Genomic DNA, 22,334 nt, shown 5'->3' on the forward strand with positions numbered 1-22,334 from the left:
GTCACCATCGGGCTGCGCGGAAAGCTGAAATGGCCACGCTGGTCGACAGCCGCACCCGCTCGCTGTGCACCGCAGCGATGCCCAGCGGGATGAACGGCTCGTGCCGATTCTCCATCGTGACGACGCAGTCGTAACCGTCGGCCTCGATCCGCCGCACCTCGTCGGGCACAGCTCGCAGGTCGTGCTGGGGCAATGTCGCGCTGACGTGCATGGCGCCCCCGGCAGGACTCGAACCTGCGACGCACGGTTTAGGAAACCGACGCTCTATCCCCTGAGCTACGAGGGCGGGCGGGTGTGCACAACGTAGTGCGAATCCTTGTGCGAATTGTTTGGGGGCGTTTTGGCATTGCGGGTGCTCTTCGGGGTTCGATTTTGGCACTTGGGAGACGTTTGAAGGACTAGTCCGAGGTCAACGCGCTTTGAGGGGCGCGCTTCGGTAGGCGCCTTGGCGTGCTGTAGGGATGTCTGGGGTGCGTGACGCTATGGTTCGGCGCTGGCGCCGTTTCCTTGTGGCGTTGGGTCGCTGTTTTGGAAGATCCCGGGTTCGAGTTGGAGGTATTTTCCGAAGAATGGCTCGGTGTCGGCGCCGACGCGTTTGCAGTAGGCGAGTGTTGCGATGGTCACAAATTTGTGGTTGATGCCGATGCCTTTGAAGATGAGGCTTTCTTTGTGGTAGAAGTTGGCGCGTCGGTTCGGCAGTCTGGATTTCAGGGTGTCGAAGTAGGACTCGATGTCTTGTCGGCGGCCGAAGTACTGCGCGGAGCCAGGGTGGGATTCGGGGTGGGCTCGTAGTGCGGCTGTGCGGCGCCTGTGGGGTTTCTGGTCGCGTTCTTTGTCGGTGCTGTTGAGCCGGATTCTGACGGTCGCGCCTCGTAGGTCGGGGGGTACGAGCGGGTAGTTGGGAAGGCTCCAGTACATGTACATGACCGTCCGCCCGTTTTTCTGTCGTTTTCGAGGCTCGAGGTAGCGGGGGTCGAGTGCGACGCGATATTTGTGGCCGTGGCTGTCGACGAAGAACACGTTCGGGCTGCCGTCTGTGGCCTGGACTGCGAGGGTGGTCGTGGTGCCGTCGGTTCGCTTGAATCTGTGTTTTCCGAGGCTGCGGCCCGCGTATTTGTTGCCCGGTGTCCTGGCGGTCTTGGCGATTCCGTGTATTCCTTGGTCCAGCAGCCGGTCCATCTGCATTGAGTGCATGGCCATGTCGTGAATCATTGCTCCGATGTGCGCATCGGGTCGGAGTTTGCGCATGCGCTCGATGGCGTCGATGGCGATGTCTGCTTCGGTCCCTTCCCTGTCGCGCCTGGGGTCGAAGCTGAGGAGGTAGCGCTCATTCTTGAAGTTGCTGCGTACGGCGCAGACGACGATCTTCGTGGTCGGAGCGGTGGACCGGGTGCCGTCCCGGTTGGTGTGTGGCTTGGCGTCGTTGTCGCGGCGCTTGCGAGTCTTGTTGTTGTGAATCGCCTTGATTTCGGTCTCGTCAGCAGTAACGCACTGGGAGAGGTCAGGGTTGGTGCGGGTCCCTCTTCGAGGCTGCAGGCATCCGCCGTGGATCGCCGCGTCGATCGCGCTGCCGGTGGCGCTGTCAGCGAAACCGAGAAGCGTTTCGACGGAGAGGTAATCCATGCGGAACCGGTAGAACTTGAAGCGATCCGGGCGTGACTCGCTCAGGCGCCGTTCGGGATGATCGGGCCAACAGGCCTCCAGGACGCATCGCAGCTTGTCCCACAGCGACCCCACGTTGCCGCCGGCGGTGTCCGGGCTGATGAGACTCTGGGCTACGACGGTCCCGCCGTAGGTGATCTCGATTGCGCTGAAGGCCAGCATGTCCGCGGCGGTCCACGTGCGCTTGGGCCCACTGCGGGCAGGCTCTCCGGGCGGATAGTCGAATTCGTCGATGATGGCTTGGAAGTGCTCGGACTGGCGCCAGAACCCGTCGCTGCACACCTGTGCGAACAGTTCCTGTTCTGGGGTGAGCTTGATGCCCGGCCCTTGGACGGTGCGTTCTGAGTCGCTGGAGGCATCGCCCGGCGCGTTGTTGGGCCCGGCGGGTCGGGTCTCTGGCGGGAGCTCGTCCTCGTAGATTTCGATTTCGTCGTCGCGTACCGCTGTGCGGCCTTCGAATAGCGGCCTGCCCCGGCTGTTGCCGCTGCTAGGCATCGGGGGCTCCGTGGGAGTTCCAGCCGAGCGCGGCGACGGTGCGGTCCAGCGACTTGTTGCCCAGGAATCGTGCTGCGGCGAAGATGCCGTCGGAGGCCGCTATGGCCGCGGCGGCGGTGAGCCGGATGGAGCCTGCCTTTATGCCGGGTCGCCCGGCGAGATCGGCGTCGATGAGGATGTTGCGCAGCCGAACCGTCACCGAATGGGTGGCGCGTCCGTGAGGCAGCGACGCGGTGACGCACAGCGGCGTGCCGGGTTGGGTCTTGTGAGGATTGCTGCGCAAGTGCGACGCGATCTCGACGAGACTCCACTCATCGACAGGGTTTGTGCGTTCCGAGGAACCGCTGAAGCGCACTGTGGCGTTGTCGATGTCCACGTCGGCGCCAGTGACCGCCGCGATCTCTCGGGGAGTCCCGCCGGCGAATGCCAGGCCGGCCAGCACCGGCCGTTCTGACGTCCACAGTCCCGCATCGGCGAAGTCCCGGACGGTCTGGGCCTCGACCTCGGTGAGGGGCCGCGCGGACTCCTTGGGCGGGGTGCTGCCTATGGGATCTCCCAGCAGCGCAGCGACGTCTAAGTTCACGCCGAGCGACACTGTGGTTTCCAGCGACCCCTTAACGGTCCAGCGGCGGTTGCGGGCCGTGGCCGCTGACACCGACCGGTGACGCCCGTTTCGGTCGGGGCGTGCTGCCCACAGGAACTCGTCCACCAGTTCAGGGGTGACCTGCCACCAGTACTCCACGCCGCGGGCGATCAGGAATCGGATGAACCGCTGAGCGTCGGCGACGATTTTCTTTGCCGTGGTTGGATTGGCCCCATAGAGGCCGTGCAGGGCCTCAAGGAGCACCGGCGCCCACAGCTCAAGGCGGTCCTCGTCGTTCATGCAGAGGTTCCACGCCGGGATCGCTGCGCGCAGCAGCGACGTCCCCCAGAACTCGTCGAGCGGCAGCATGGGGGTGCCGTCGCGCGTCTCAGCACGGAGCGGCCGTTTAGGGCCGATTCCGGGGTCTCTGTTGCTAATGTCCATCCCATGGCCTTCGGGCTTGGGCGGGCCAGAACGTGGAATGTCTTGTCCGGCAATGACACGTTCTGGCCCGCTGCGACATACCGTGTGTACCAGCGAGATCGGCGCGAGCGGGATATTTGGTCGACGGCCGCGAAGCCGCAGCCGGCCAGAAATGCGCGAAGTCCCAGGTCAGATATGGTTTCTTGGGCGATCGGAGGTCTTCGGCGCTCGCGCGTGCTGCGCGCTTGTCGCGGGCGCGCCGGAATCGCGCACATTCATGCGCGCCGTACGCCTGGCTGAGCTGCCGCTGTCCGCTGGTGCTCGACCGAATCGACAGCGTTCCTCCAGAGGTTTCCCGGCGCCCCACTGGCGGCGGCGGCAGCCAAGCCTCCCGTTTGTCCGTATGAAATGACACCACGAAGCGGGTGTGCCAGCACACCGAGAGCCCACGCGCTCAGGCCGCGAGACCGATGCCCGCCACCCCATCGGGCCCCAGCTGAGCCCACGGGATCGATAGCGACTATGCGAGGCCCTGCGAACACACCGCTAACAGCATCCGCGAACCGTGATAGCGGTATCCGTTGACCGAGATAACGAGTCCAACTGAGGAACGGTGCGAGGCGCCATCGGCCGACATGAGCCGAGCAGGCAGCGCACTAGCGTCCCGCATAATGGTCCGACGAGGCAGTCTCAAGCGCCCCCGTGACGACCTCGAACACAACAGCGAATGGCCCGACGGACGCCTCGCAGACCACGCGCCACCCGAAGCACGCCTCGCACAAGCAGTCTCGCAACGGCTCCGCAGACACCTCACAGACCACAACCTCAGCCTGCGACAAGCCGCCCGTCTCGCCGCCGCTTCCCGCCAGGCACTGTTCAACGCCATCCACGGCAACACATGGAGCGACCTCGCCGCCCTCGCCCGCATCGAACACGGACTCGGCATCGAACTGTGGGGGAACGAGCATCGCGTGCAGGAATGCTCGGTACCTTCATGAGGTGTTTGGCACCGACTCCTCCAGCTTCCGGAAATTCGAGCTCCGCGCCTTCGGTACCTACACGAGAGGCCGTGTCAGAGAGTGACCGCTGATGACTTCATGGATTCCACATCACAGAGCACTCGTCCGTCGTCTATTGCGTTGCTGAGGTGAGTTCTTGGTATTCGTCGAACAGCAGTGTGAGACGCCTTGCTTCGGTGTCCAGGAGTCTTCTTGGGCTGTAGCTGCGTTCGACCGCGCGGTCTAGCGCATCATGCGCCTTCACCAGCGATGGGGGCATTGAAAGACGGTGGTAGAGATCTGCGAGTGAGGATTCAGGGAAGTCGGACCTGACCTCAATGACTTGCGAAGCCGCTAGCTCGATCTCGTCGATCCGTGGTTGTGTCAATTTGGGAAACGGGAATGTGTTGTACACGGCACCTGGAGAAATGCGCGGATCGTTCTTGAATCGGCCACCGACGGCCCTCATCCAGCTGTCGAACATCGCCGACTGCAGTATCCCGAACAACCAGTGGGGCGCTTCTTCTATCGAATACACGGTGTTCGTGATGATCGTGGTCGGCCGTAGGTACGTCATCGGGGCAATGCGCCTGGCTTCGCTGCCGGTTTCCGGCGCTGCCAGAAAGCGAGACTTGGGCTGCTTGTTGTTCCAGAACAGCGCCGGCGTTGCAGCGGTCGCTTGTGTTTGCTTGTTCGGCGAGGCAGAACGGTGCTTTCGCACCCCTTCGAGCCGATCCCGGATGGCCTTGGTCTTGCGGAGTTCGCGGAGTTCTTTCGGTGATGCGTCGGCAAGCCACAGGCACCAGCGTTCGAGATCGTTCAGTAGCTCGCGGCCACCACAAGCCTTGCGGGTGTAGCGGTCCTGAATCCACTGCGGCAGGCTGTGCCGCTCGTCCGGGGAGAGAAGCAGATTGCCGGCGTCGTTCGGCTTGCTTCCGATGCGCAGCTCAGGCACGTCGCCCAGTGGCTTCCTTCTGCGCATGATCAGGATGTTGGGGGCTTCTACGAGGTAGCTGTTGATCTGCTTGACGTCGCGCTGTTCGCCTTCAGCATCGATCTCCGGGTACTCGACGAGTACGCGTCGACCGGTCGGTATCTGATCGAACCCGATGATGACCACATGGACGTTGGCACGACCGCGGGCTTCGCTCTTCCACGCAAACGTTCGATGGGCGAAACGCACGTTGGCGGCATGATCCTGGAACAGTCTTGTGAGCACGGCTGCCTGCTCACCCTGGGTGACGGAGTTGGTCGAGACGAACGCGCAGCGCGTGTTGTCGGCCGCGTAGTCCAACGCCTTGGCGTACCAGCCGAACACGTAGTCGACGCGTCGAGATGCCTGGTCTCCAAGGACACGTACGAGGTCGTCCTTCTGAGATTGGGTGCGCAGCACGAATCCGACGAACGGCGGATTGCCGAATACATAATCAATCTCTTGGCCCTCGCCGAGGTCATCCCAATCCATGTCGAGCGCGTTCCCGATGTGGATGTGCGGGCTGCGCTCGATGGGGAACCGCTGGTAGTAGTCGCCGAACTCCCGTGATGCCTCCCTGTTCGCGATGTGATCCGCCAGATAGAGAGCTGTCGAAGCGATACGTGCCGGAAACTCCTCGATCTCGATGCCCCGAAACTGATCCAGCGTGATGCGCAGGATCAGGTCGAGGCTGGCTGCGCGTTCCCCGAGGGTCCTGATCGTGCCTGACCGTCTCGACGCACGCTTGCCCTGCATCGCCCTGATCGTCTCAAGCTCGAGTCTGCGCAGCTCCCGGTAGCTGACGACGAGAAAATTCCCGCACCCGCAGGCAGGATCCATAAACGTCGCGGTCGCCAGGCGCTCGTGAAACGCCTCGAGCTTCGGCAAAGTGTCGGCTCGCTTGAGCTCCGCTTCCATGTCGTCGAGGAACAGCGGCCGGATGGCGCGCAGGATGTTCTGCTCGCTCGTGTAATGGGCGCCGATCTCGCGCCGCTCGAGCGGAGTCATCACCTCTTGGAACAACGAGCCGAAGATCGCTGGCGAGATCGACGACCAGTCAAAGCGGCACACCTCGAGCAGCGCAGAGCGGATGTCCTCGTTGCAGTACGGCAGCCGGATGGACTCAGCAAAGATGTCACCGTTGATGTAGGTGAACGCTGCCAAGTGTTCGTCCAGGCCGGCTGAGCGGTCTCCGTCGGGCGTGTTCAGGACCTGGAACAGCGTCGCCAGATGCCCGCCCAGATCGCTGCCGTCCTCCCGTGACTGGTCGACGTAAGTCATGAAGAGGTTGCGGTCCCACACGGCCGTATCGTCGGCAAAGGCGCAGAAGAGCACCCGCGTCAGCCAGACACGGCGAGCATGATCCGGGTATCCGGTGTCGCTCAGATTGTCGTGGAGGTCACGCATCAGAAGCGTCGCTGTGAAGTTGAGCGCTTCCTCGCTCTCGAACTCGTCTCCGATCTTCTCGTGCCCAGCGAGCCACCAGAACTCTTCGATGTGCTCAGCGAGCCCGCCGAGTGGAAAGCGAACACTCTGACCTGTCCTGAGGTTGTCGATGTAGAACGTGGCGAAATCGCACACGACAAGCAGCCATGGCGATTCCGCGTCTGACAGCGACGGCAAATAGTCGAGCAGTTGCTCCATTGCGGCGTCGAGGTCCTTGTCCGCCGACTTGTGCTCGACCGCCATCTCTCCGGGCATGAGCATGTCCATGGCGCCAACGCCGCCCGTGCTCACTCGTTTCGCGTGTCGCTCGAACTGGCCGGTGAGTTTGCGGTCCAACCCAAAGATCTCGAAGAACTCGTTCCAGAATGTCTGCTTCTCAGCACTCTCGCTGGTCGTGCCGCCCCACCGCTCGGCAAAGCCCGCCGCCCTTCGGCGGATCGCCGGTTTCTGGATCTCCGCAGTCATAAGGCCCCTGTCGCCCGCACCAGATTCCGCACCGTAACAAGCAGTGCACCGACGGGACAAGCGAGCGAAGCGTTTCGAGTCCCGACACCGCGCAGGCCGGTGACTCGCCTTGTGAGGATCAAAATCTCAACCGTTTCCCTAGCCGCCGACGGCAGGCGACACCTTCGCTGTGAACGCGATCAAGCGGACGGCCGCGGAGGAGTCCTCGACGGTTCACCGAATCCAAGCCTCCGACGCCCGAAGCAAACCAGTCCGCAACTGAGCAAGAAACTTGGCACGGGACATGGTTTGCGAGCCGAGAGATGGTGCTTTGGATCATTTGGCGGTGGGCTTGCCTTTCGGTCGTGGCGGTCATGGAGTCCCCTCAAGTGCAGCAGCGGGCGGTCGGAGACATGGAGCCGACTCGAGACTGGCGTCGGCGAGCGCTATCCGGTGCATCCCCAGCCGTTGTCGCCTCGGTCGAGCCGGTAGGGATCTATGCCGGTCTCTGTGACCTTGACGGGTTTCTGGTCGGAGGTGAGGTCGCCGCAGCTGGGGGCGTCGCCGGGCAGGTTTAGCAGGCAAGGTTCGTAGACGGCGCGGCGATCGTCGTCCACCGGGTTGGCTCCGGGAGGCGTCGGTTCGGGCGTCTCATTTCGAACTTCTAAGACGGGGCATTGCGGACGCGACCATATGGCTGGTGTGTGACAGCACTGCGGACCATTGGTTGTGCTACACCCAAAGTCGTAGCCATTCGGGGTCCACAGCTCGGGAGCTTGCGATGCCTGTGGCGTTCGGGACCTGCTCTTGGTCGCTGAGCGCCAGCAGCGGGTCGCCAATAGCGCAGTCGGTGACGTCATCGGCGAGAGCGCCCACCTTGCCGCTTTGACGTCATCTATTCGGTCCGCAACGAAGAATCCGCATTCTGCGGATATGTTCCCCTAGATCTGCCGGGATTGGTTTCGAACGGGCAAGGTGGGCACTTTGGACTACGAGAGAGCAGCTGCAGTTGTCGACGAGTTCCAAGACCTCCTCGCGCAGCACAGGGCCAAGGACGCTTACTTGGCGAAGATCAAGCCACCAGTGATCGTCGGAGGCGGGAGCAGGCGCACGCATCCTGATGAGCAACCGACTCGTGAGGCTCTGGCTGAGTTCCACGCCGAGATTCTGCAGCGTCAGCCGTTGATCGAAGACATCGCTGTAGAAGTTGATGCCGTCGACAACCCGGCGCGATTCGCGCCGCTCCCCACCGACGCGTTCGGTTGGCGGTGGGCGTCGGCGATGGAGGCGACCCAGCGACTAGTTGGGGTGCTTCGCAACAGGAGCGTGCGGTCAGCGATTCTCGGTCCGAGCGGACCGCTGCTGGCCGCGAATCAGTTGCATCCTTGGGTGTGGAACGCAGCTGTGGATCGATGGGATAGCAGCCATTGGACGGATGCAGTCGATGCCGCAGCGCGCGCCGTCGAAGAGCTGACCCAACACAAGACCAACCTGAGCAGCCTGAGCGGCCCTGACCTCTACAGCAAAGCATTCAGCACCGAGCCGCCTGAGCCCGGTAGGTCCAGGCTGCGCTTCAGCGCAATCCCTGAGAAGTCTGAAGACGGCAAGGCATCACGCAGATGGACCTCTGCGCATGAAGGCGCTGGGGCGTTCGGAAGAGGCTGCGCGCAGGGCATCCGGAACATGCACGCGCACGGCACCGCCGAATTGTCCGAACAGCAGGCCATCGAGTTCCTAGCGGCACTCAGCGTGCTCGCTCGATGGGTAGACACGGCTGACGTCGTCCGGGAGGCGTGACGTCCGGAGGGGGCTCGGTTGCGATCAGTACCACCAGTCGAATCGCTCGGATTGCGAATCCGCTAGTCCTGCTGTGTCACGTCCATCTACCGGCTAACCGCAGCGTGAGACAGAGGACAAGTAGTGGCGACGGCTCCTGGCTTCGTTGGTGAGTTGACTAGCGCTGCTGCGCTCGTCGATCATCGGCTTCGATCAGGCGCATCACAAGGTTCTCGGTCGTCGCGTAGTCCTCAACAGTGTGCTTCTTGGTCTGGTGGACCTTGGAGAACAGCGGACGGAAGATCGTCTTCCACACGTCGTAGTACTTGAGGCATTGACGTTCGGTGCCGAACATCTGCCCGTAGTCGCCGCAGATCAGAGCGTGGGTGATCTGCTTGCGGCGTCCGTTGGCTTCCTTGGCGCGGTCGATCTGGTCGGGTGTGAGAGTCGCGAGGACCAGCGGCAGCTTCTTGGTTCCCGACATCCGGGTCACCTAAGCACACCAGGGCCGTGTGCGCCGGATCGGCGCCTTGCCGAGCCCGCTTCTGCTGCTGGTCAGATGATGTGGATGGTGCGCATCCAGTCGGGGATGTCTTCGGTTCGTGCGTGTGGGCCGATGAGGGCGGCGATGACGGTGGGGTTGCCGGGTGGTGGCTGGTCGGGCCAGGGTGTGTGGCCGTCGGTGAGGACGATGATGGCGTCGGGTCGTGTCTGGTTGGCTTGGTTGATGCCGGCTGTCATGTCGGTGCCGCCGCCTCCGTGCAGTGGCAGGTCGCGGACGCTTGTGATGCGTTGGTGGGTTTGGGTCTGGGTGTCGACGGCGTAGTAGTCGATGTGGTGTCCGGGGATGATGTGGCGGCAGATGGCGTCGATTTCTGCGACGGCTTGTGCGTGGTGGTCGGTGGTCATGGATGCTGAGGTGTCGACGATTATGGCGAGGTCGGGTGTGGGTCGGGTGGTGGCTGGTCGCAGGATCTTGCCGTTGGGGGTGGTCGGGTTGGGTCGTCGTGGGGGTCGTGTCCAGGTGTAGTCGGCGTCGCCTGAGCGGTGGTGGGCTGCTTGTCGCAGTGCGGTGGCGAGGGCTTGTCGCCAGTCGGCTTTGGGGCGCAGCTGGTCGCGGGCCCATCGGATGAGTCCGTCGGGGACGCTGCCGGGGTGGTTGTTGTCGTGGTCGAGGGCTGCTTGTGCTGTGCGGCGGCGCAGCAGGCGCGCTTCGAGGTCGCCGGGGGTGTGGGTGTCGTGCGGTGGTTCCCAGTTCGGGGTGATGCCGGTCGCGCCGGAGCCGCAGTCGCTGGGGGGAAAGCGGATGTCGCCGTGTCGATGTTCGACTAACGCGACGGTGCCTCTGTCGAGGTCGGGCCTGTCAGAAAGTTTGTGTATCGGGCGTGATCTGAGGGTCCGCAGCTGAGGGCTGTGGGCTGGGAAGGATCATGTCTGTGACTGATCATGAAATGCCGGTTGTGCCGGCGAGCGAGGCTGCCGACGAGGCAGCGATGAAGGACTGGGCCGAGCGGCTGGTGGCCCAGGCACGCGCCGAGGGCGTGGAGCTGACCGGCGACGGCGGCTTGTTGACGGGGCTGGTGCGCCAGGTGCTCCAGACCGGTCTCGAGGTCGAGATGACTGAGCATCTGGGCTACGAGCGCCATGCGGTCGAGGGCCGCGGGACCCCGAACTCTCGTAATGGGTCGACGCCCAAGCGGGTGACCACCGAGATCGGCGAGGTCGATCTGCGGGTGCCCCGTGACCGTGCGGGGTCCTTCTGCCCGGTGACGGTGCCCAAGCATCGGCGCCGCCTCGACGGGCTGTCGGGCAATGTGATCTCGCTGTACGCGAAGGGGCTCACGACCGGTGAGATCCAGGCGCATCTTGAAGAGATCTATGACACCTCGGTGAGCCGGGAGACGATCTCGAAGATCACCGACGAGATCGTGGCCGACATGGCGGTGTGGCAGAACCGGCCCCTCGACGCGGTCTACGCGGTGCTTTTGATCGACGCGATCGTGATCAAGGTCCGCGACTCCCAGGTCGCCAACCGGCCCGTGTATGTGGCCATCGGCGTGGATCTTCAAGGCGAACGCGACGTGCTGGGCCTGTGGCTGGGCCCCGCCGGCGGCGAGGGCGCCAAGCAATGGGCGACCATGCTGACCGAGCTGCGCAACCGGGGCCTGGCCGACGCGCTGATCGTGTGCTGCGACGGACTCAAAGGACTGCCTTCCTCGATCCGGGCGACCTGGCCCGACGCGACGGTGCAGACCTGCGTGGTGCACATGGTGCGCAACAGCCTGCGGTATGCATCCACCAAGCACTGGGGGCCCATCACCAAGGCCATGCGCGACATCTACACGTCTTCCACCGTCGAGGCCGCCGAGGCACGCTTCGAGGCCTTCGCCGGCGACTGGGAAGGCACCTACCCCGCCATGATCGGCTCCTGGCGCCAGGCCTGGGACGAGTTCGTCCCGTTCCTGGAGTTCCCGCCCGAGCTGCGCCGCGTCGTCTACACCACCAACGCCGTCGAGAGCCTCAACGCCCGCTTCCGCAGGGCAGTGCGCCATCGAGGGCACTTCCCCAACGAACAAGCCGCAATGAAGATCCTCTACCTTGTCGCCACCGCCAGACGCAAGAACCGAACCAACCTGACCGGAAAGACCAACGGCTGGACAACCATCCTGAACACACTGACCGTCCACTACGGCGACCGCATCGCCGACCACATCCGATGAACACCATCACGGCCGGTTACACAAAAATTCCGACAGTCCCTCGAGGTCGATGCAGATGCTGTCGAGCAGTTCGCGGTAGTAGGTCTCGGCGGTCTGGTTGGCGTTGCAGTTGAGGTTCCATGGTGCGGCCCAGTGCTCGGGCAGTTCGGCTTGTCTCCATGGGAGTCCGTCGAGGAGGTCGTCGTTGATCTCGCAGTCCGCGGCGACGTTCCATGTGAGTGCGAGCGGGGGATCGGTGATGGTGTGCTGGGCGCGTTGGTGGTGGCTGCGCAGGACGTGGTTGAGGACGTGCATGAGCTCGACCGCGGTCTGGGCGACGGTGAGGGTGTTGATGTGGGCGGGGTTGGCCCAGATGCGCCAGTGCCGGTCGATCGCGACGGTGTGGGTGTGTTCGGTGGTTCGCAGCGCGCAGCGGTACAGAGCGGTCGTGTAGTAGGGGCAGTGGCTGGCGATCCAGTAGCGGGCGGCCCGCAGCCGGGTCTGCGCGGCCTGCTCGGGCGTCTTCGTGTCGTCGCTTCGGTCGTCGTCGGGCTGGTGGTCGTTGTGTGGGGTCATGTGCCGGTGTGGGGGTCGAGGGGCTGGCGGTCGGGGTCGAGCTCTTCGAGGAACACGTCGTTGAGCAGTTCGTGGCCTTCGGGCAGGCGTGCTCTGGGGGGCCGGATGGCGGCGAAGGTGCGTGCTGCGACCATGGCGATGTCGGGCGCGTCGGATCGGGCGGCGGCGATGCACACCTCGAAGCCTTTGGCCCATCGTGCGGGGGTGTTGTGCTCGGCGATTGCGGCGGCGACGGCGTGCAGGCAGGCGAGCTGCTGGTCCGGGCGTTCGGGCAGCACCAGCGACGCGGGGTCCGCGATGAGCGCTTCGGGGTCGGGCAGGTCCAGCTCGGACACGAACGCCAGATACTCCGCAGCTGCGGCGGTGCCGACGAGCGATTCTGTGATCAGCGCTGCGACGTCAGGGTGGGCGTCGGCTGCGTCGGCCGCGGCGAGACAGACCGCGGTGCGTTCCCAGGTGCGCGGCGACGGCCAGCCGTGACCGCCGGCGGTGTCGTCGGCTGTCGCTGCGAACGCGTCGGGGACGTCGCACAGCAGATTGGGGCGGCGTCGGATGAACGCTGATTGCATCGCCCGGTGATAGGACACCCGGGCGGGGTCGGGTTCGGGGCATTTGGGCGGCTCGGGCTCGGGCCAGCCGGCGAGATAGCCGGCTGCCCATTCGTCGACGCTGAGCGGCCATGACAGGTGCGCGAACCGGTTCGCCAACGGCGCGGACAGGTCCCACGCGCCGCTGTTTTGCGCCGCAGGGTTCGCGGCGGCGGCGAATCGGGCTCTTGCGCCGAGGTCGAGATCGCCGACGTGGCCGCTGAGCACGACACGCATCAGCGCGTTCTGGGTGGCCGGCGCGGCGGTGTTGATCTCGTCGAAGAACACCAGCGTGTCGATGTCGCGTTCTGCGGTGCGTCGCGCCCATGCGGGCGGCTCGAGCACCACTCCTGCGGGGGTGAGCACCGGCAGCCCGCCGATGTCTGTGGGGTCGTGCAAGGATGCGATCACCGTCTCGGTGGCCCACCCCGCAGCGTGCGCGTGCCGCTCGACGGTGGTGGTCTTGCCGATGCCGGGATCGCCCCACAACAGCACCGGGACGCGTGCTGCGAGCAGGATCTGCATCGCCTCGAGAGTTTGCCGCTGGGTCGTGTCGCTCATCGTGAGCTCCTGTTGTGTTGGCCGGGTTGGGGAGGCCGCGAACCCTGCCAGGGGGGTGTGACATGTGTTCGCGTCACAGCGGTGTCGGGTGCGCTGTGGTAGGTCATCGGGTTGTCCATCTGCGCCGCTCGGTGGGGGTCATGGACTGCTGCGGGGGCGGGCCGGCGAGCTCGATGCATTTCTCGGCGACGCGGTCGCGCAGCTCGCCGTCCACGCTGCGGTTGCCGAGCAGGGTCAGCAGCATGTCGTGGTCGTTCTCGCAGCGGGCCCGTGCTGCGATCCGCTCGAGCGCGTCAAGGGGTGTGCGCGTGATCGTGGCGACGGTTCGGCGTACTTCGCGGTCGGTGTCGGCTGCGAGGCGGGCCAGCAGCTCTGCGGGCGTGTCGGGCAATTCGGCGGCGAGCGGCGCGGGCCCACCACCGGCTGTCGTGCGCGAGCCGAACGACTACCGGGCCGAGGGCGTCGCGTTCGGTGCTGGGATTCTGCGCGGCGGCGGCGACGACGCCGATGTCGGCGTCGTCGCACAAGGCGCGCAGCACCCCCGGCGCGGCGGCGGGGTTCGCGGCCGCGGCACGCCGCACCGATCACGACCCGGTCGCGGGCGACCCGTTCGAGCAGCGTCTGGGGCGTGTTGGGGTTCGCAGCGGCTGCGGCGCGCACCGACCGGTGCGGATCCGCGCCGGCGCGCTCGAGCAGCGTCTGGGGCGTGTTGGGGTTCGCTGCGACCGCGGCGCGCACATCTGTGTCGAGGCTGGGGGCGAGCGCTTCGAGGACGCGTGCCGGTGCGCGCCGCGACCCCGCGACCACGGCGCGCACCCGCGGGTCACTGTGGGAGGTCAGGTCGCGCAGCAGGCTCGACGGGCAGCGGGGATGCCGGATCGCCCAGCTGCGCTGCAGCGCAGCGGCTGTGGTTCCCTGCCACCAGCGCTGCTCGAACCGGTTCTCGGTGCGGGCGACCGCGGCTTTGGCGATGAGATCGGCGGGTGTGGAGGGGTTCTGCAGCACCCGCAGCCGCACGCACACATCCGCGTAGTCGTGCGCGGTGCGGCAGCCCAGCGACTCGAGCGCCTCGACCGGTGTGGAGGGGTTCACCGCGATCAGGTCGCGCAGGTTCTCGTCGCCGCAGCGGGCCAGCTCGGCGAGCCGGCCGGGGTCCGCGCCGGGATCGGTCGCTGCCACTAGGTCCCGGAATCGCTGATCGGGGTGAGCCGCCATCGCTGCGAAGAACTCTGCGCCCAGACGCCGGTCCAGTGTCGTGTCGAACTCCCAGCAGGTCGCCCCGAGCCACGCGTGGCGGCCCGGAGGCACCCACGCGACGCGGCGCAGCGACCATTCGAGGCGTTTCGCGAGCACCCAGCACACGAACTCCCACACCCCCTCGACGACGTCGAGATGCGCGCACGCGACCGCCAACGCGTCCCGCTCGTCGACCCGAAGACGCCCATAGCTGCGCGATCCGCGGGCCCATATCCTCGCCAGCCGCCGCGCCAGAGCCGACACCTGATCAGGGCGCACCAGATCCGCGTTCAGCGCCGCCGCGACACCGCGCGCACGCTCCAGCGCCTCGTTCGGCTGACCGAGAACGTCGAGCAGCCTCGCCTCCGAAGCGAGCCGCTCCTCGCCGACAACAACCCACACACCGTCGCGGCGCTCCAACGCGACCTCGACGCCGTCGAGGACCACCCGACGGCACAGATCGCCATCGGGCCACACCACTGCGGCGTCGCGTTCGTCCTTCTTTGACATGGGCGCGACGCTCGCGCAGGGGTGTCACACACAGCCGCCCCAACAAGGCGCGGCACACGCGATCAACAGCCGACGCCGTTGCAGGCCCACCACCAGCGCACCTGTGCCCAGCGAGATAATCGTGCCGTTCGTGTCGCATGCCCGGTCTACGTTGAACGAGCGGTCCCAACGCGGCGACCGTGTGCCGCAGAACCAGCCGCAGACCGAGCCTGCGGCTGAACTGCCGGGAGGCCTTTCAGTGATCGAGCGGAATCTGTATGAGTTCACGACCCAGCACCATTGGGACGACGTCGCGCAGCTGAGCGCTGAGCGCGTCCGCGACGTGCTCGTGGTGGGAGACGTCCACGGCACCAAGGCACATCTCAGCGTCGGAGCGATCGTGCAGGTCGGCGACTTCTGGCTCTCAGACCGACACGGAGCACAGCACCGCTCCGAGGAAGCCGAGTTCATGTGGGAAGCACACGACTCGCCCGTGCCGCTCGTCGTCCTCGACGGCAACCACGAGGACTGGCCCGCGCTCAGCCGCTACGCCCGAACCCCCGCTGCGCAAGAGACGATCGCGACGCGACGTCCGCTGCATCTGGGCGGGGCGCTGTGGTGGGCATGGCGAGGCAGCACCTGGACCTGGGCAGGTATGCGATGCGCAGCCCTCGGCGGAGCAGTTTCCCCCGACCGCCGCGACCGGGCAGTGCGCCGATGGCGCTGGCCCCAAGAGGCACTCGCCCCGCACGAACTGGACCGATTCACAGCCAATGTCGACACCGATCACAACGGGCATCTTGATGTGCTGTTCACCCACGACGCCCCCGCACAAGTCCGGAACCTCAAGAGCGGCATGCGAGACATCCCCTCCGAAACCCAGCACGCGATCACGCAGACGCGCCTGCTGCTCGCCCGAGCCGTCGACCACACACAGCCCCGCCTGGTGATCCACGGCCACTGGCACCGCTCCCACCGCGAACAGATCAGCGCAGCCACCGAATCGGTCGGGCTCGCCAACGACGGACGCCGCGACCACATCGCGTGGCTCACCGCCGAACCCGAACTGCACGTGTCCCCCACGAACTGAGCACCGACCGTGCCCCGCGGGGCGATGTCACAGCCCCGCGCGAGCCTGCAGCCATGACCGGACCCCTCGACCCACGCACCCGAGCAGCACTCGATGCCTTCGACGAGCGTCTCGCCGCAGAGCAGATCAACCTGCGCCTCTACGTCAGCAACGGCATCGTCGCGGCGTTCGTGTTCGACCTCGACGAGGACCCCGTCGACTTCGCAGCCGCAGCGGACCGAGGCGACGAGGTGCTCGCAACCATCGGAGCCGACATCGCCCGCCAGCACGGCCTGCCCGCTGACTGGATCCACCGGATCGACCCCCGACCGCCCCCGCCGACGCCGCGCCGCTGGCACGCCGGCCACCTCGGAGCGTTGCTTGGCCGTGTGCGCCGCCCGAAGATGAGGTGCCCGTGACCGCAAGAGAACTCAAGGGAGATGTTCGAGCGCTGCTGACCCGCGATGCGGCCCAAGCCGGCAACGCCGAGCTTCTCGAATGGCTCTCGATGCGGGGAATGACCGACCCGTCCAAAACCCAGACGAACCTCTATGTCGGTGCGCGGGGCTCCGAGGGCGCACCGGATCCACAAGGAGCGTCAGCAGAAGCAGAGGATCACCACCGGCGACCTGACCCCGAGGTCCTGCTGATCAACGCGTATCGGATCTACCGCGCCAGACGGGCACTCATCGCCCAAGGCACCATCACGGTCAACGAAATCGCCACAGCGCAACGCTGCCATCCCAGCACCGCACGTCGACGCCTGCAGCGTGCTTGCAAGCGCCATGAGCTGTTCACGGTCCGCATCAACGGCCGCATTCACGTCCCCGCAGTGTTGCTCGACCACAGGCGTCAGGCCCGACCCGAATGGCAGCCCGTGATCGCCGCCCTCACACAAGCCCGCCTGTCCGACTGGGCCAAATGGCGATGGATCGCCAGACCCAACGCCGGACTATCAGGAGAAATCGCCGCCGAGGTGATCAACACAGACCCCGAACGCGTCCGCACGGCGGCCCTACGCAGAGTCGCCCAATCGACGGAGTGACCTGCTGCGCAGCGGCAAGCGGCGTTGCTTGCATTGCTTCATCGCGACGAGTGCGACAACAATCCGCCATCACTGGTCGAGATCTGCACAGATGTATCGGGTGGCTACCCGGCGCAGACCTAGACCGGAGAGAGGTCGACGCCTGGACCGTTCGATCGAGTCCGCAACGATGGTCGGCCTCTCATGGGCAACACAGCGTGCCTCCTTCGCACGCCGCTGATGCGATGGCTGGCGGCTGCCGCTGTCGCACTTGTGTCGTTGTCGGCGTGCTCTACCAGCATCTTTCCTGCATCGGACACTGCTGCGCCGAGCACGACAGCGCGGCCATCGTGGACCTCCGTGGCTCGTTGGCTGCTGTGACGGTCGCACAGCGGCCAATCGGCTTCGCTGGCGGTCGGTCCCACCGGTCACGCCCTGATGTCGGCCATCACTTCGCTCGGGTGAGTTGCCAGTGCGCTCATTGCCGCTTGTTCACGGCAGGCTGGGTCGGTGCCTGACGACGACAGCTATTGGCCCAATGGCTTTTCCGACGAGCTGCTTGCATGGGCGGAAACGGTCTCGGCCGTGGACTGGGAGCCGGGGAACCTCATCGAGATGTGTCAGCGTGCAGCTGAGGAGATCACCGCGAACGCAGTTGCCCGTCCCCGGCAAGCGCACAGTGAAGCCGCCGGGCAGACAGCGGCATTCGAGGCTCGCTTGGAGGCCAGATGGGGACGTGGGCTTGACTTGGCGGACCTTGTGGTCGACGAAGCCTTGGAGTCTGGCAGTTGGGTGAACGACCGTCTTCGGGCCATGGCGGTCACGGCACTCGACGATCAGTATGAGGCGCTGATCCGGCTGCACGCGAAAGCGGTCATGACCGCTCGCGAGGTCATACTCCTGCTTCGAAGCGGCTATTCGACAGGGGCGCTCGCCAGATGGCGAACACTGCACGAGGTCTGGGTTGTCTTCCTGCTGCTCGTGGATGGCGATGCAGAACTGAGCCGGCGATATCTCGCCCATGAGGACATCGAGACAATCAAGGGACAGAAGGAATACGAAGAGACGTGGGAGGCGATCGGCCTCGAACCGCCCGACTGGAACTCCGCAGATCGCGACGAGATTCGAGCAGAGCTGAAGAACGAGTTCGGTACAGTCTTCTTGCGAGACTACGGGTGGGCCGCTCCGCTGTTCGACGGCAAGGCGCCGAAGTACAAGGATCTCCAAGAACGCGCCGAGCTGGATCATTGGCGCGGGTTCTACCGGATGGCTTCCCACGGAACGCACGCGACCCCGAAGGGCACCACCTGGAGTATCCAGAGCCCCGCACCGACTGGCGTCGTGTGGGCCGGGCCATCGGGCTCGGGCCTAGCTGATCCAGCCCAGTGCACGCTCATCGCTCTCACCCGCATAACGGCTGAGCTGCTGGCCCACGCAGTCGGCGAATCGACCGAATCTGGGCACGACGGATTCCCAGACCAGACCAGCGCACTGATCCGATTCCAATCGATTCTCGTGCTAGTGGATCACGCGATTAACGAACTGGCCGAAGCGCACGCCCAACAAGAAGCCGAGGAGGAGGCGATATCTGACCTTGTCCAAAGGGCACTGACGATTCTGCAGACGGGCGAACCCATGACCGCGGAGGACCTGGCCGCTGCGCTTGATGTCGAGCAAGAAGACCTAGAAGACGCACTCGCGACCGCGGCCGACCGCGGCGAGTTGCTTCAGGAAACGCTGTACCGAAGGAGGGCCAACGGGTGAGCAGCGCGGACCAATGTCAGCCCGAGGCGAACTCGATGGCAGGCCCTCACATAGCCCTTCGGCCGGGTCCACGACTACAACTGACACCGACACCACACCGCTGTTGGCGGCCCACCCGCATCACGCGCGCACAATCTCACGCGAAGAGACATGCGTGCTTGAATCGGGCTGGCAGCGCCGGCGGGCCATGACCCGACCCTAACGACGGCCCCGGACCACAAGACCCGCGCCAAGTAGCTCGCTTGGGCACGGCAGCGGATGTCCGTGAGGGCTACAGCGCAACGAGCAACAGCGCACCGTCCTGATGCGCCCCTGGACCGCTCGTCAACGCTTAGGCCGACATGACGCGCACGCAACACGGGGCATCGCAGGGCATCGTCGACTATTTCCTCAGCGCCGCTTCAGAGTTCCTCTCCTTCAGGCCAGCCTTCAAGAGGGGGCTCATCGTCCTGTTCGCCTTCGAGCACAGCTACCGCGAGCGCCGCTGACAACGTCAGCTCCGGCAAGCGCTCGGGGTCATCGCCGTAAGCCGGGTGTCGCTTCACAGACAAGAATCGGGCCGCCAGGTAGTAGTCCTGCCCGTACTGCTCCAAGTCGTCCGCCGGCAACGACGCGCATTCGTCCCCGTTGCGTCTCTGGTAGCCCACGAGCGGGACGTCTTCGCTTGTGAAACCGTCCAATTCTCCGGCCCGCACCCATACGGCGTCGCGCCAGACGATCGGTTCAGGAGCGTCTCTCCAGAGGTCGGCCTCGAGGTCCATAGTCCATTCTGACCCACACCCAGGTGTCAGACAAAGCGATGAGTCCGCCCTATCGGCGCAAACAACCTCACGATCACCGGCTGCTAGGGGACGAGGCCACGGGCCGATGCCCATATTCGCGGGTGCGATCCGTTGTTTGGAGGTGCTTGATGGGCAGCAAGACACGAGTCTCGATGTTGAAGTTTGGGTTCGGCGTGTTCGCGGCCGTGACGGCTGCTGGGCTCGCGGGGTGTTCGTCTGATGCTGATGTTCCGCGGTCGAATCCACTACTGGGAGAGCCAGCGGCAACGGTTGAGACCCTTGAACCCGCTACGACGGTCGGAACTCTCGATCCAACCGCAGATGTCGAGACAGAGGCGCCGAGCGAACCGCCTGTCGCGACAACTGCTGGAACTGTGACTCCGTCCACGACCGAATCTCCTGTGGCCGCGGAACTGCCCGATGAGATTCCTGCCACAGTCGAGCCGTCGACCGACGGCAGCGCCTCGGGCGCTGGGTGAAACGCAAATGCCTGGCAGCCGGAGAACGAACAGTCACAGCCCTGAGGGAAACTGAAAGTCTGCAGCAAGGAATGGCCTCTATGGATATCCGCTCCCGAACTCGTGGAACTAGGCGCACGCGGCGCACAGTCGCGGCCTTCGCAGCCGCTGCGCTGCTGTCCGTCGTGCCCACGGTCGCGCCCGCTGGTGCTGCGACGGATGATCTCGCGTCGGTGCATGTGATGCGCTACGGCGGCGCTGACCGCTATGCAACATCGCTGCTGATCGCCGAGGCGTTCGCCGCCGAAGCCGGCGGCTCGCTGGGCACTGTGGTGATGGTGTCCGGCGTGCACTGGACCGACGCTGTGGTCGCTGCGTCGGTGGCAGGCCGCTTCGACGCGCCGGTGCTGATGACCCCGCCTGACCGGCTGCTCGACGACACGCTCGTGTGGCTCTCCAATGTCGGCGTCGAGCGCGTTGTCGTTGTCAGCGCCGATCCTCCGAACAAGCCTCCGACCGTCAGCGCCGACGTGACCGACGCGCTCCGTGGCGGCGGGTTCGACGTCGAGCGTGTCTCAGGCAACGACCAGTACCGCACCGGCGTCGCGGCAGCACAGAGACTTGGCGGGGCAGGTGATCTGGCCCGGTTCGGGCCGAGCGCGATCATCGCTTCGGGCGAAGTGTTCGCCGATGCGCTTGTCGCCGGCCCGCTTGCCGCCAAGAACAGACTGCCGCTGTTGCTCACACCCAAGATGGGGCTCCATCCCGACGTTTCTGAGTATCTGACCGACGCGGGCGTCAAGCGTGTCGTGTTGATGGGCGGCACTGCTGCGCTGTCCGCTGACGTCCAGAGCGGCATCGAAGCGCTGGGCATCATCGTGGACCGCATGGCCGGAGCCACCCGGTTCGAGACCGCCACGAAGTTCGCCGCCTATGCCGCCCGTCACGGCGGCGACTGCTGGGCCGACGATGAGGTGGGGCTGGCGAGAGCGTTCCTGCCGTTCGACTCGTTCAGCGCCGCTCCGCTGCTCTCCCAACTGTGCGCCCCAGCGGTGCTCACCGACCCGGCTGCGATCCCCGACACGACCACTGAGTTCCTCAACGAAGCCCGTCAAGGTCACGAGCGGATCACGCTGCGGGTGTTCGGCGGCGACGCCGCCGTGTCCCAGGACGCCATCGACACCTATCTCGATGCGACCGAGCCGACAGCCGACGGCAACTACAAAAACCGTTCAGAGAACTCAGTTCTGCCCGCGACCGACCGGTACTTCATCGACCACGACGAAGCCGCGGCACTGTTCCCGGACTGCAACCCTGCCCCGGACTACAACGAGAACACGCTTCGCATTCTTCGCGAACTGCAAGAGCGCTACGCGGGCTTCGACACCGAGATCACCACCGGCCCGTTCGGAAGCACGACCATCGACTTCACCACTGGCTGGTGGACCGACGACACGCTCCTGTTCGTCTACGGCCCGACCTACCCCGAGATCAACGTCGAGTGGGCCAAAGCCAACGTCACGATGTGGGCGTGGAACCAGATCGGCTTCGGCTGGCGCGCACAATTTGCGGCAATCCCGGGGGAGAAGCACGTCTCGGCTGACGGTTTCCGAGGCGTCTACGAGCGCATCGTGCTCGACGGATACGACGAATCCGTCAGCGCCCATGAGTACGTCCATCACCTCGGTGCTCATCGGGCGCGCCGAGTCGACATTGACAACGACACGGCGTGGCCCGCTGACGGCGGGCAACTCTTGTGGGATTGGGCTCTGTTCTTGCACGCTTTTCCTCCGGTGGATCGTGAGCCTGCCGCGTGGGGGATGCACACCCTGCTGACGACTCGCCATCCGTCGTGTGTGGCCCGTGAGACTCTGAAACTCTGCGACGCACCGTTCTCCGCTGCCACGTCGCCGCATCTGCGCAACGACGAGCACGCCTCGCCGCTGGGGATCGCGTTGTGGAACCTTGTGTGCGGGGAGCACCCGCAGACCTAACGGGACTGTTCAGCAGAGCCTTCCGCAATGGGGCTGGTTGCGGAAGGCTCGACGCTAGGCACCGACAGGCTCAGCGGGGATGCCGACTCGTTCCTCGATGCGAGCCACCCGTTCCCTGACTCTGGGCTCCATCCATGGCGTAGCCGCTCGGCTGCGCCCTCAACCGGAGGCCAGGTTCCGAACGTTCTTGCGATTCCGAACGCGCTGGATGTGCCCCAGTACCCGCCTCCACAAAGACGGTATTCCGAAGTCGAATATCAGCCCGCGGCTGACGTCAGCACTCGGGAAGAGCGCT

Annotated in this window: 22 protein-coding genes and 1 tRNA gene; 9 read left to right on the forward strand and 14 right to left on the reverse strand. The window is 65.3% G+C overall.

The features are described from left to right. Nucleotide 1 precedes the first annotated feature (1 nt). The 4 genes from ACOOHB_RS01585 to ACOOHB_RS01600 all read right to left on the reverse strand — a co-directional run bounded on the left by ACOOHB_RS01585 (nt 2) and on the right by ACOOHB_RS01600 (nt 3,184). A complete protein-coding gene (locus tag ACOOHB_RS01585; RefSeq protein ID WP_420443077.1) occupies nt 2–211 on the reverse strand; it encodes a hypothetical protein in 210 nt (69 codons plus the stop codon). Beyond that, nucleotides 211–286, reverse strand: a tRNA-Arg gene (locus ACOOHB_RS01590). The genes ACOOHB_RS01585 and ACOOHB_RS01590 overlap by 1 nt, the downstream gene beginning before the upstream one ends. Before the next feature lie 194 nt (nt 287–480). Further along, nucleotides 481–2,157, reverse strand: coding sequence for a hypothetical protein (locus tag ACOOHB_RS01595; protein WP_420443078.1), 1,677 nt, complete (start codon nt 2,155–2,157; stop codon nt 481–483). Continuing rightward, complete coding sequence (locus ACOOHB_RS01600; RefSeq protein ID WP_420443079.1) at nt 2,150–3,184, reverse strand: hypothetical protein; 1,035 nt, start codon at nt 3,182–3,184, stop codon at nt 2,150–2,152. Before ACOOHB_RS01600 ends, ACOOHB_RS01595 begins: the two co-directional genes overlap by 8 nt. A gap of 650 nt (nt 3,185–3,834) precedes the next feature. On the opposite strand from ACOOHB_RS01600, the gene ACOOHB_RS01605 reads away from it, so the two are divergent. Then, nucleotides 3,835–4,161, forward strand: coding sequence for a hypothetical protein (locus tag ACOOHB_RS01605; RefSeq protein WP_420443080.1), 327 nt, complete (start codon nt 3,835–3,837; stop codon nt 4,159–4,161). A 133-nt stretch (nt 4,162–4,294) separates the two neighbouring features. Here ACOOHB_RS01605 and ACOOHB_RS01610 read toward each other — a convergent pair whose 3' ends face one another. The 3 genes from ACOOHB_RS01610 to ACOOHB_RS01620 all read right to left on the reverse strand — a co-directional run bounded on the left by ACOOHB_RS01610 (nt 4,295) and on the right by ACOOHB_RS01620 (nt 7,900). After that, the gene (locus ACOOHB_RS01610) at nt 4,295–7,045 is read right to left on the reverse strand and encodes a DNA methyltransferase (RefSeq protein ID WP_420443081.1); all 2,751 of its coding nucleotides are present in this window, start codon (nt 7,043–7,045) and stop codon (nt 4,295–4,297) included. A gap of 425 nt (nt 7,046–7,470) precedes the next feature. Then, nucleotides 7,471–7,641 (reverse strand): hypothetical protein, encoded by a 171-nt coding sequence (locus ACOOHB_RS01615; RefSeq protein ID WP_420443082.1) that lies wholly within the window; start codon nt 7,639–7,641, stop codon nt 7,471–7,473. A gap of 115 nt (nt 7,642–7,756) precedes the next feature. After that, nucleotides 7,757–7,900, reverse strand: a complete 144-nt coding sequence (locus ACOOHB_RS01620; protein ID WP_420443083.1) for a hypothetical protein — start codon at nt 7,898–7,900, stop codon at nt 7,757–7,759. 108 nt (nt 7,901–8,008) lie between these two features. On the opposite strand from ACOOHB_RS01620, the gene ACOOHB_RS01625 reads away from it, so the two are divergent. Continuing rightward, complete coding sequence (locus ACOOHB_RS01625; protein ID WP_420443084.1) at nt 8,009–8,821, forward strand: TIGR02391 family protein; 813 nt, start codon at nt 8,009–8,011, stop codon at nt 8,819–8,821. Between the two features lie 157 nt (nt 8,822–8,978). Here ACOOHB_RS01625 and ACOOHB_RS01630 read toward each other — a convergent pair whose 3' ends face one another. Together ACOOHB_RS01630 and ACOOHB_RS01635 are read right to left on the reverse strand one after the other, a co-directional pair. After that, the gene (locus ACOOHB_RS01630; protein ID WP_420443085.1) at nt 8,979–9,284 is read right to left on the reverse strand and encodes a hypothetical protein; all 306 of its coding nucleotides are present in this window, start codon (nt 9,282–9,284) and stop codon (nt 8,979–8,981) included. 71 nt (nt 9,285–9,355) lie between these two features. Then, nucleotides 9,356–10,204: a VWA-like domain-containing protein gene (locus tag ACOOHB_RS01635; RefSeq protein WP_420443156.1), complete on the reverse strand. Its 849-nt coding sequence runs from the start codon at nt 10,202–10,204 to the stop codon at nt 9,356–9,358. A gap of 47 nt (nt 10,205–10,251) precedes the next feature. Between ACOOHB_RS01635 and ACOOHB_RS01640 the strand changes: the two genes are divergently transcribed. Then, nucleotides 10,252–11,520, forward strand: a complete 1,269-nt coding sequence (locus ACOOHB_RS01640; RefSeq protein ID WP_420443157.1) for an IS256 family transposase — start codon at nt 10,252–10,254, stop codon at nt 11,518–11,520. 6 nt (nt 11,521–11,526) lie between these two features. Here ACOOHB_RS01640 and ACOOHB_RS01645 read toward each other — a convergent pair whose 3' ends face one another. The 4 genes from ACOOHB_RS01645 to ACOOHB_RS01660 form a co-directional block, all read right to left on the reverse strand. Continuing rightward, entirely contained in the window at nt 11,527–12,075 is a 549-nt protein-coding gene (locus tag ACOOHB_RS01645) for a DUF2201 family putative metallopeptidase (RefSeq protein ID WP_420443086.1), read from the reverse strand. Continuing rightward, entirely contained in the window at nt 12,072–13,223 is a 1,152-nt protein-coding gene (locus ACOOHB_RS01650; RefSeq protein WP_420443087.1) for an AAA family ATPase, read from the reverse strand. The genes ACOOHB_RS01645 and ACOOHB_RS01650 overlap by 4 nt, the downstream gene beginning before the upstream one ends. A gap of 103 nt (nt 13,224–13,326) precedes the next feature. Continuing rightward, nucleotides 13,327–13,467 (reverse strand): hypothetical protein, encoded by a 141-nt coding sequence (locus ACOOHB_RS01655; RefSeq protein ID WP_420443088.1) that lies wholly within the window; start codon nt 13,465–13,467, stop codon nt 13,327–13,329. After that, a complete protein-coding gene (locus ACOOHB_RS01660) occupies nt 13,458–14,969 on the reverse strand; it encodes a hypothetical protein (RefSeq protein WP_420443089.1) in 1,512 nt (503 codons plus the stop codon). Before ACOOHB_RS01660 ends, ACOOHB_RS01655 begins: the two co-directional genes overlap by 10 nt. Nucleotides 14,970–15,090: 121 nt before the next feature. Between ACOOHB_RS01660 and ACOOHB_RS01665 the strand changes: the two genes are divergently transcribed. The 4 genes from ACOOHB_RS01665 to ACOOHB_RS01680 all read left to right on the forward strand — a co-directional run bounded on the left by ACOOHB_RS01665 (nt 15,091) and on the right by ACOOHB_RS01680 (nt 18,805). Next, nucleotides 15,091–16,038 carry a metallophosphoesterase family protein gene (locus ACOOHB_RS01665; RefSeq protein WP_420443090.1) on the forward strand — a complete coding sequence of 316 codons (948 nt, stop codon included), beginning with the start codon at nt 15,091–15,093 and terminating at the stop codon, nt 16,036–16,038. Nucleotides 16,039–16,091: 53 nt separating this feature from the next. After that, a complete protein-coding gene (locus tag ACOOHB_RS01670; RefSeq protein ID WP_420443091.1) occupies nt 16,092–16,436 on the forward strand; it encodes a hypothetical protein in 345 nt (114 codons plus the stop codon). Then, a complete protein-coding gene (locus tag ACOOHB_RS01675; RefSeq protein WP_420443092.1) occupies nt 16,433–17,062 on the forward strand; it encodes a hypothetical protein in 630 nt (209 codons plus the stop codon). Before ACOOHB_RS01670 ends, ACOOHB_RS01675 begins: the two co-directional genes overlap by 4 nt. Nucleotides 17,063–17,551: 489 nt before the next feature. Then, on the forward strand, nt 17,552–18,805 hold the full coding sequence (locus tag ACOOHB_RS01680) for a DUF5677 domain-containing protein (protein WP_420443093.1): 1,254 nt from the start codon (nt 17,552–17,554) through the stop codon (nt 18,803–18,805). A 401-nt stretch (nt 18,806–19,206) separates the two neighbouring features. Here ACOOHB_RS01680 and ACOOHB_RS01685 read toward each other — a convergent pair whose 3' ends face one another. Continuing rightward, a complete protein-coding gene (locus ACOOHB_RS01685) occupies nt 19,207–19,566 on the reverse strand; it encodes a hypothetical protein (protein ID WP_420443094.1) in 360 nt (119 codons plus the stop codon). A gap of 149 nt (nt 19,567–19,715) precedes the next feature. On the opposite strand from ACOOHB_RS01685, the gene ACOOHB_RS01690 reads away from it, so the two are divergent. After that, nucleotides 19,716–20,066 (forward strand): hypothetical protein, encoded by a 351-nt coding sequence (locus tag ACOOHB_RS01690; RefSeq protein ID WP_420443095.1) that lies wholly within the window; start codon nt 19,716–19,718, stop codon nt 20,064–20,066. An 80-nt stretch (nt 20,067–20,146) separates the two neighbouring features. Beyond that, nucleotides 20,147–22,039, forward strand: a complete 1,893-nt coding sequence (locus tag ACOOHB_RS01695) for a cell wall-binding repeat-containing protein (protein ID WP_420443096.1) — start codon at nt 20,147–20,149, stop codon at nt 22,037–22,039. The last annotated feature ends 295 nt before the right edge of the window (nt 22,040–22,334 follow it).

It is taken from the genome of Candidatus Poriferisodalis sp. (assembly GCF_965215815.1).
Taxonomy (GTDB): domain Bacteria; phylum Actinomycetota; class Acidimicrobiia; order Acidimicrobiales; family Poriferisodalaceae; genus Poriferisodalis.

What these genes read in the sequence shown, in the direction of transcription:
- ACOOHB_RS01585 (WP_420443077.1), bottom strand. Translation starts at nt 211, where the DNA reads ATGCACGTCAGCGCGACATTGCCCCAGCACGACCTGCGAGCTGTGCCC.
- ACOOHB_RS01595 (WP_420443078.1), bottom strand. Translation starts at nt 2,157, where the DNA reads ATGCCTAGCAGCGGCAACAGCCGGGGCAGGCCGCTATTCGAAGGCCGC.
- ACOOHB_RS01600 (WP_420443079.1), bottom strand. Translation starts at nt 3,184, where the DNA reads ATGGACATTAGCAACAGAGACCCCGGAATCGGCCCTAAACGGCCGCTC.
- ACOOHB_RS01605 (WP_420443080.1), top strand. Translation starts at nt 3,835, where the DNA reads ATGGTCCGACGAGGCAGTCTCAAGCGCCCCCGTGACGACCTCGAACAC.
- ACOOHB_RS01610 (WP_420443081.1), bottom strand. Translation starts at nt 7,045, where the DNA reads ATGACTGCGGAGATCCAGAAACCGGCGATCCGCCGAAGGGCGGCGGGC.
- ACOOHB_RS01630 (WP_420443085.1), bottom strand. Translation starts at nt 9,284, where the DNA reads ATGTCGGGAACCAAGAAGCTGCCGCTGGTCCTCGCGACTCTCACACCC.
- ACOOHB_RS01640 (WP_420443157.1), top strand. Translation starts at nt 10,252, where the DNA reads ATGCCGGTTGTGCCGGCGAGCGAGGCTGCCGACGAGGCAGCGATGAAG.
- ACOOHB_RS01645 (WP_420443086.1), bottom strand. Translation starts at nt 12,075, where the DNA reads ATGACCCCACACAACGACCACCAGCCCGACGACGACCGAAGCGACGAC.
- ACOOHB_RS01650 (WP_420443087.1), bottom strand. Translation starts at nt 13,223, where the DNA reads ATGAGCGACACGACCCAGCGGCAAACTCTCGAGGCGATGCAGATCCTG.
- ACOOHB_RS01655 (WP_420443088.1), bottom strand. Translation starts at nt 13,467, where the DNA reads ATGCTGCTGACCCTGCTCGGCAACCGCAGCGTGGACGGCGAGCTGCGC.
- ACOOHB_RS01660 (WP_420443089.1), bottom strand. Translation starts at nt 14,969, where the DNA reads ATGTCAAAGAAGGACGAACGCGACGCCGCAGTGGTGTGGCCCGATGGC.
- ACOOHB_RS01670 (WP_420443091.1), top strand. Translation starts at nt 16,092, where the DNA reads ATGACCGGACCCCTCGACCCACGCACCCGAGCAGCACTCGATGCCTTC.
- ACOOHB_RS01685 (WP_420443094.1), bottom strand. Translation starts at nt 19,566, where the DNA reads ATGGACCTCGAGGCCGACCTCTGGAGAGACGCTCCTGAACCGATCGTC.
- ACOOHB_RS01690 (WP_420443095.1), top strand. Translation starts at nt 19,716, where the DNA reads ATGGGCAGCAAGACACGAGTCTCGATGTTGAAGTTTGGGTTCGGCGTG.
- ACOOHB_RS01695 (WP_420443096.1), top strand. Translation starts at nt 20,147, where the DNA reads ATGGATATCCGCTCCCGAACTCGTGGAACTAGGCGCACGCGGCGCACA.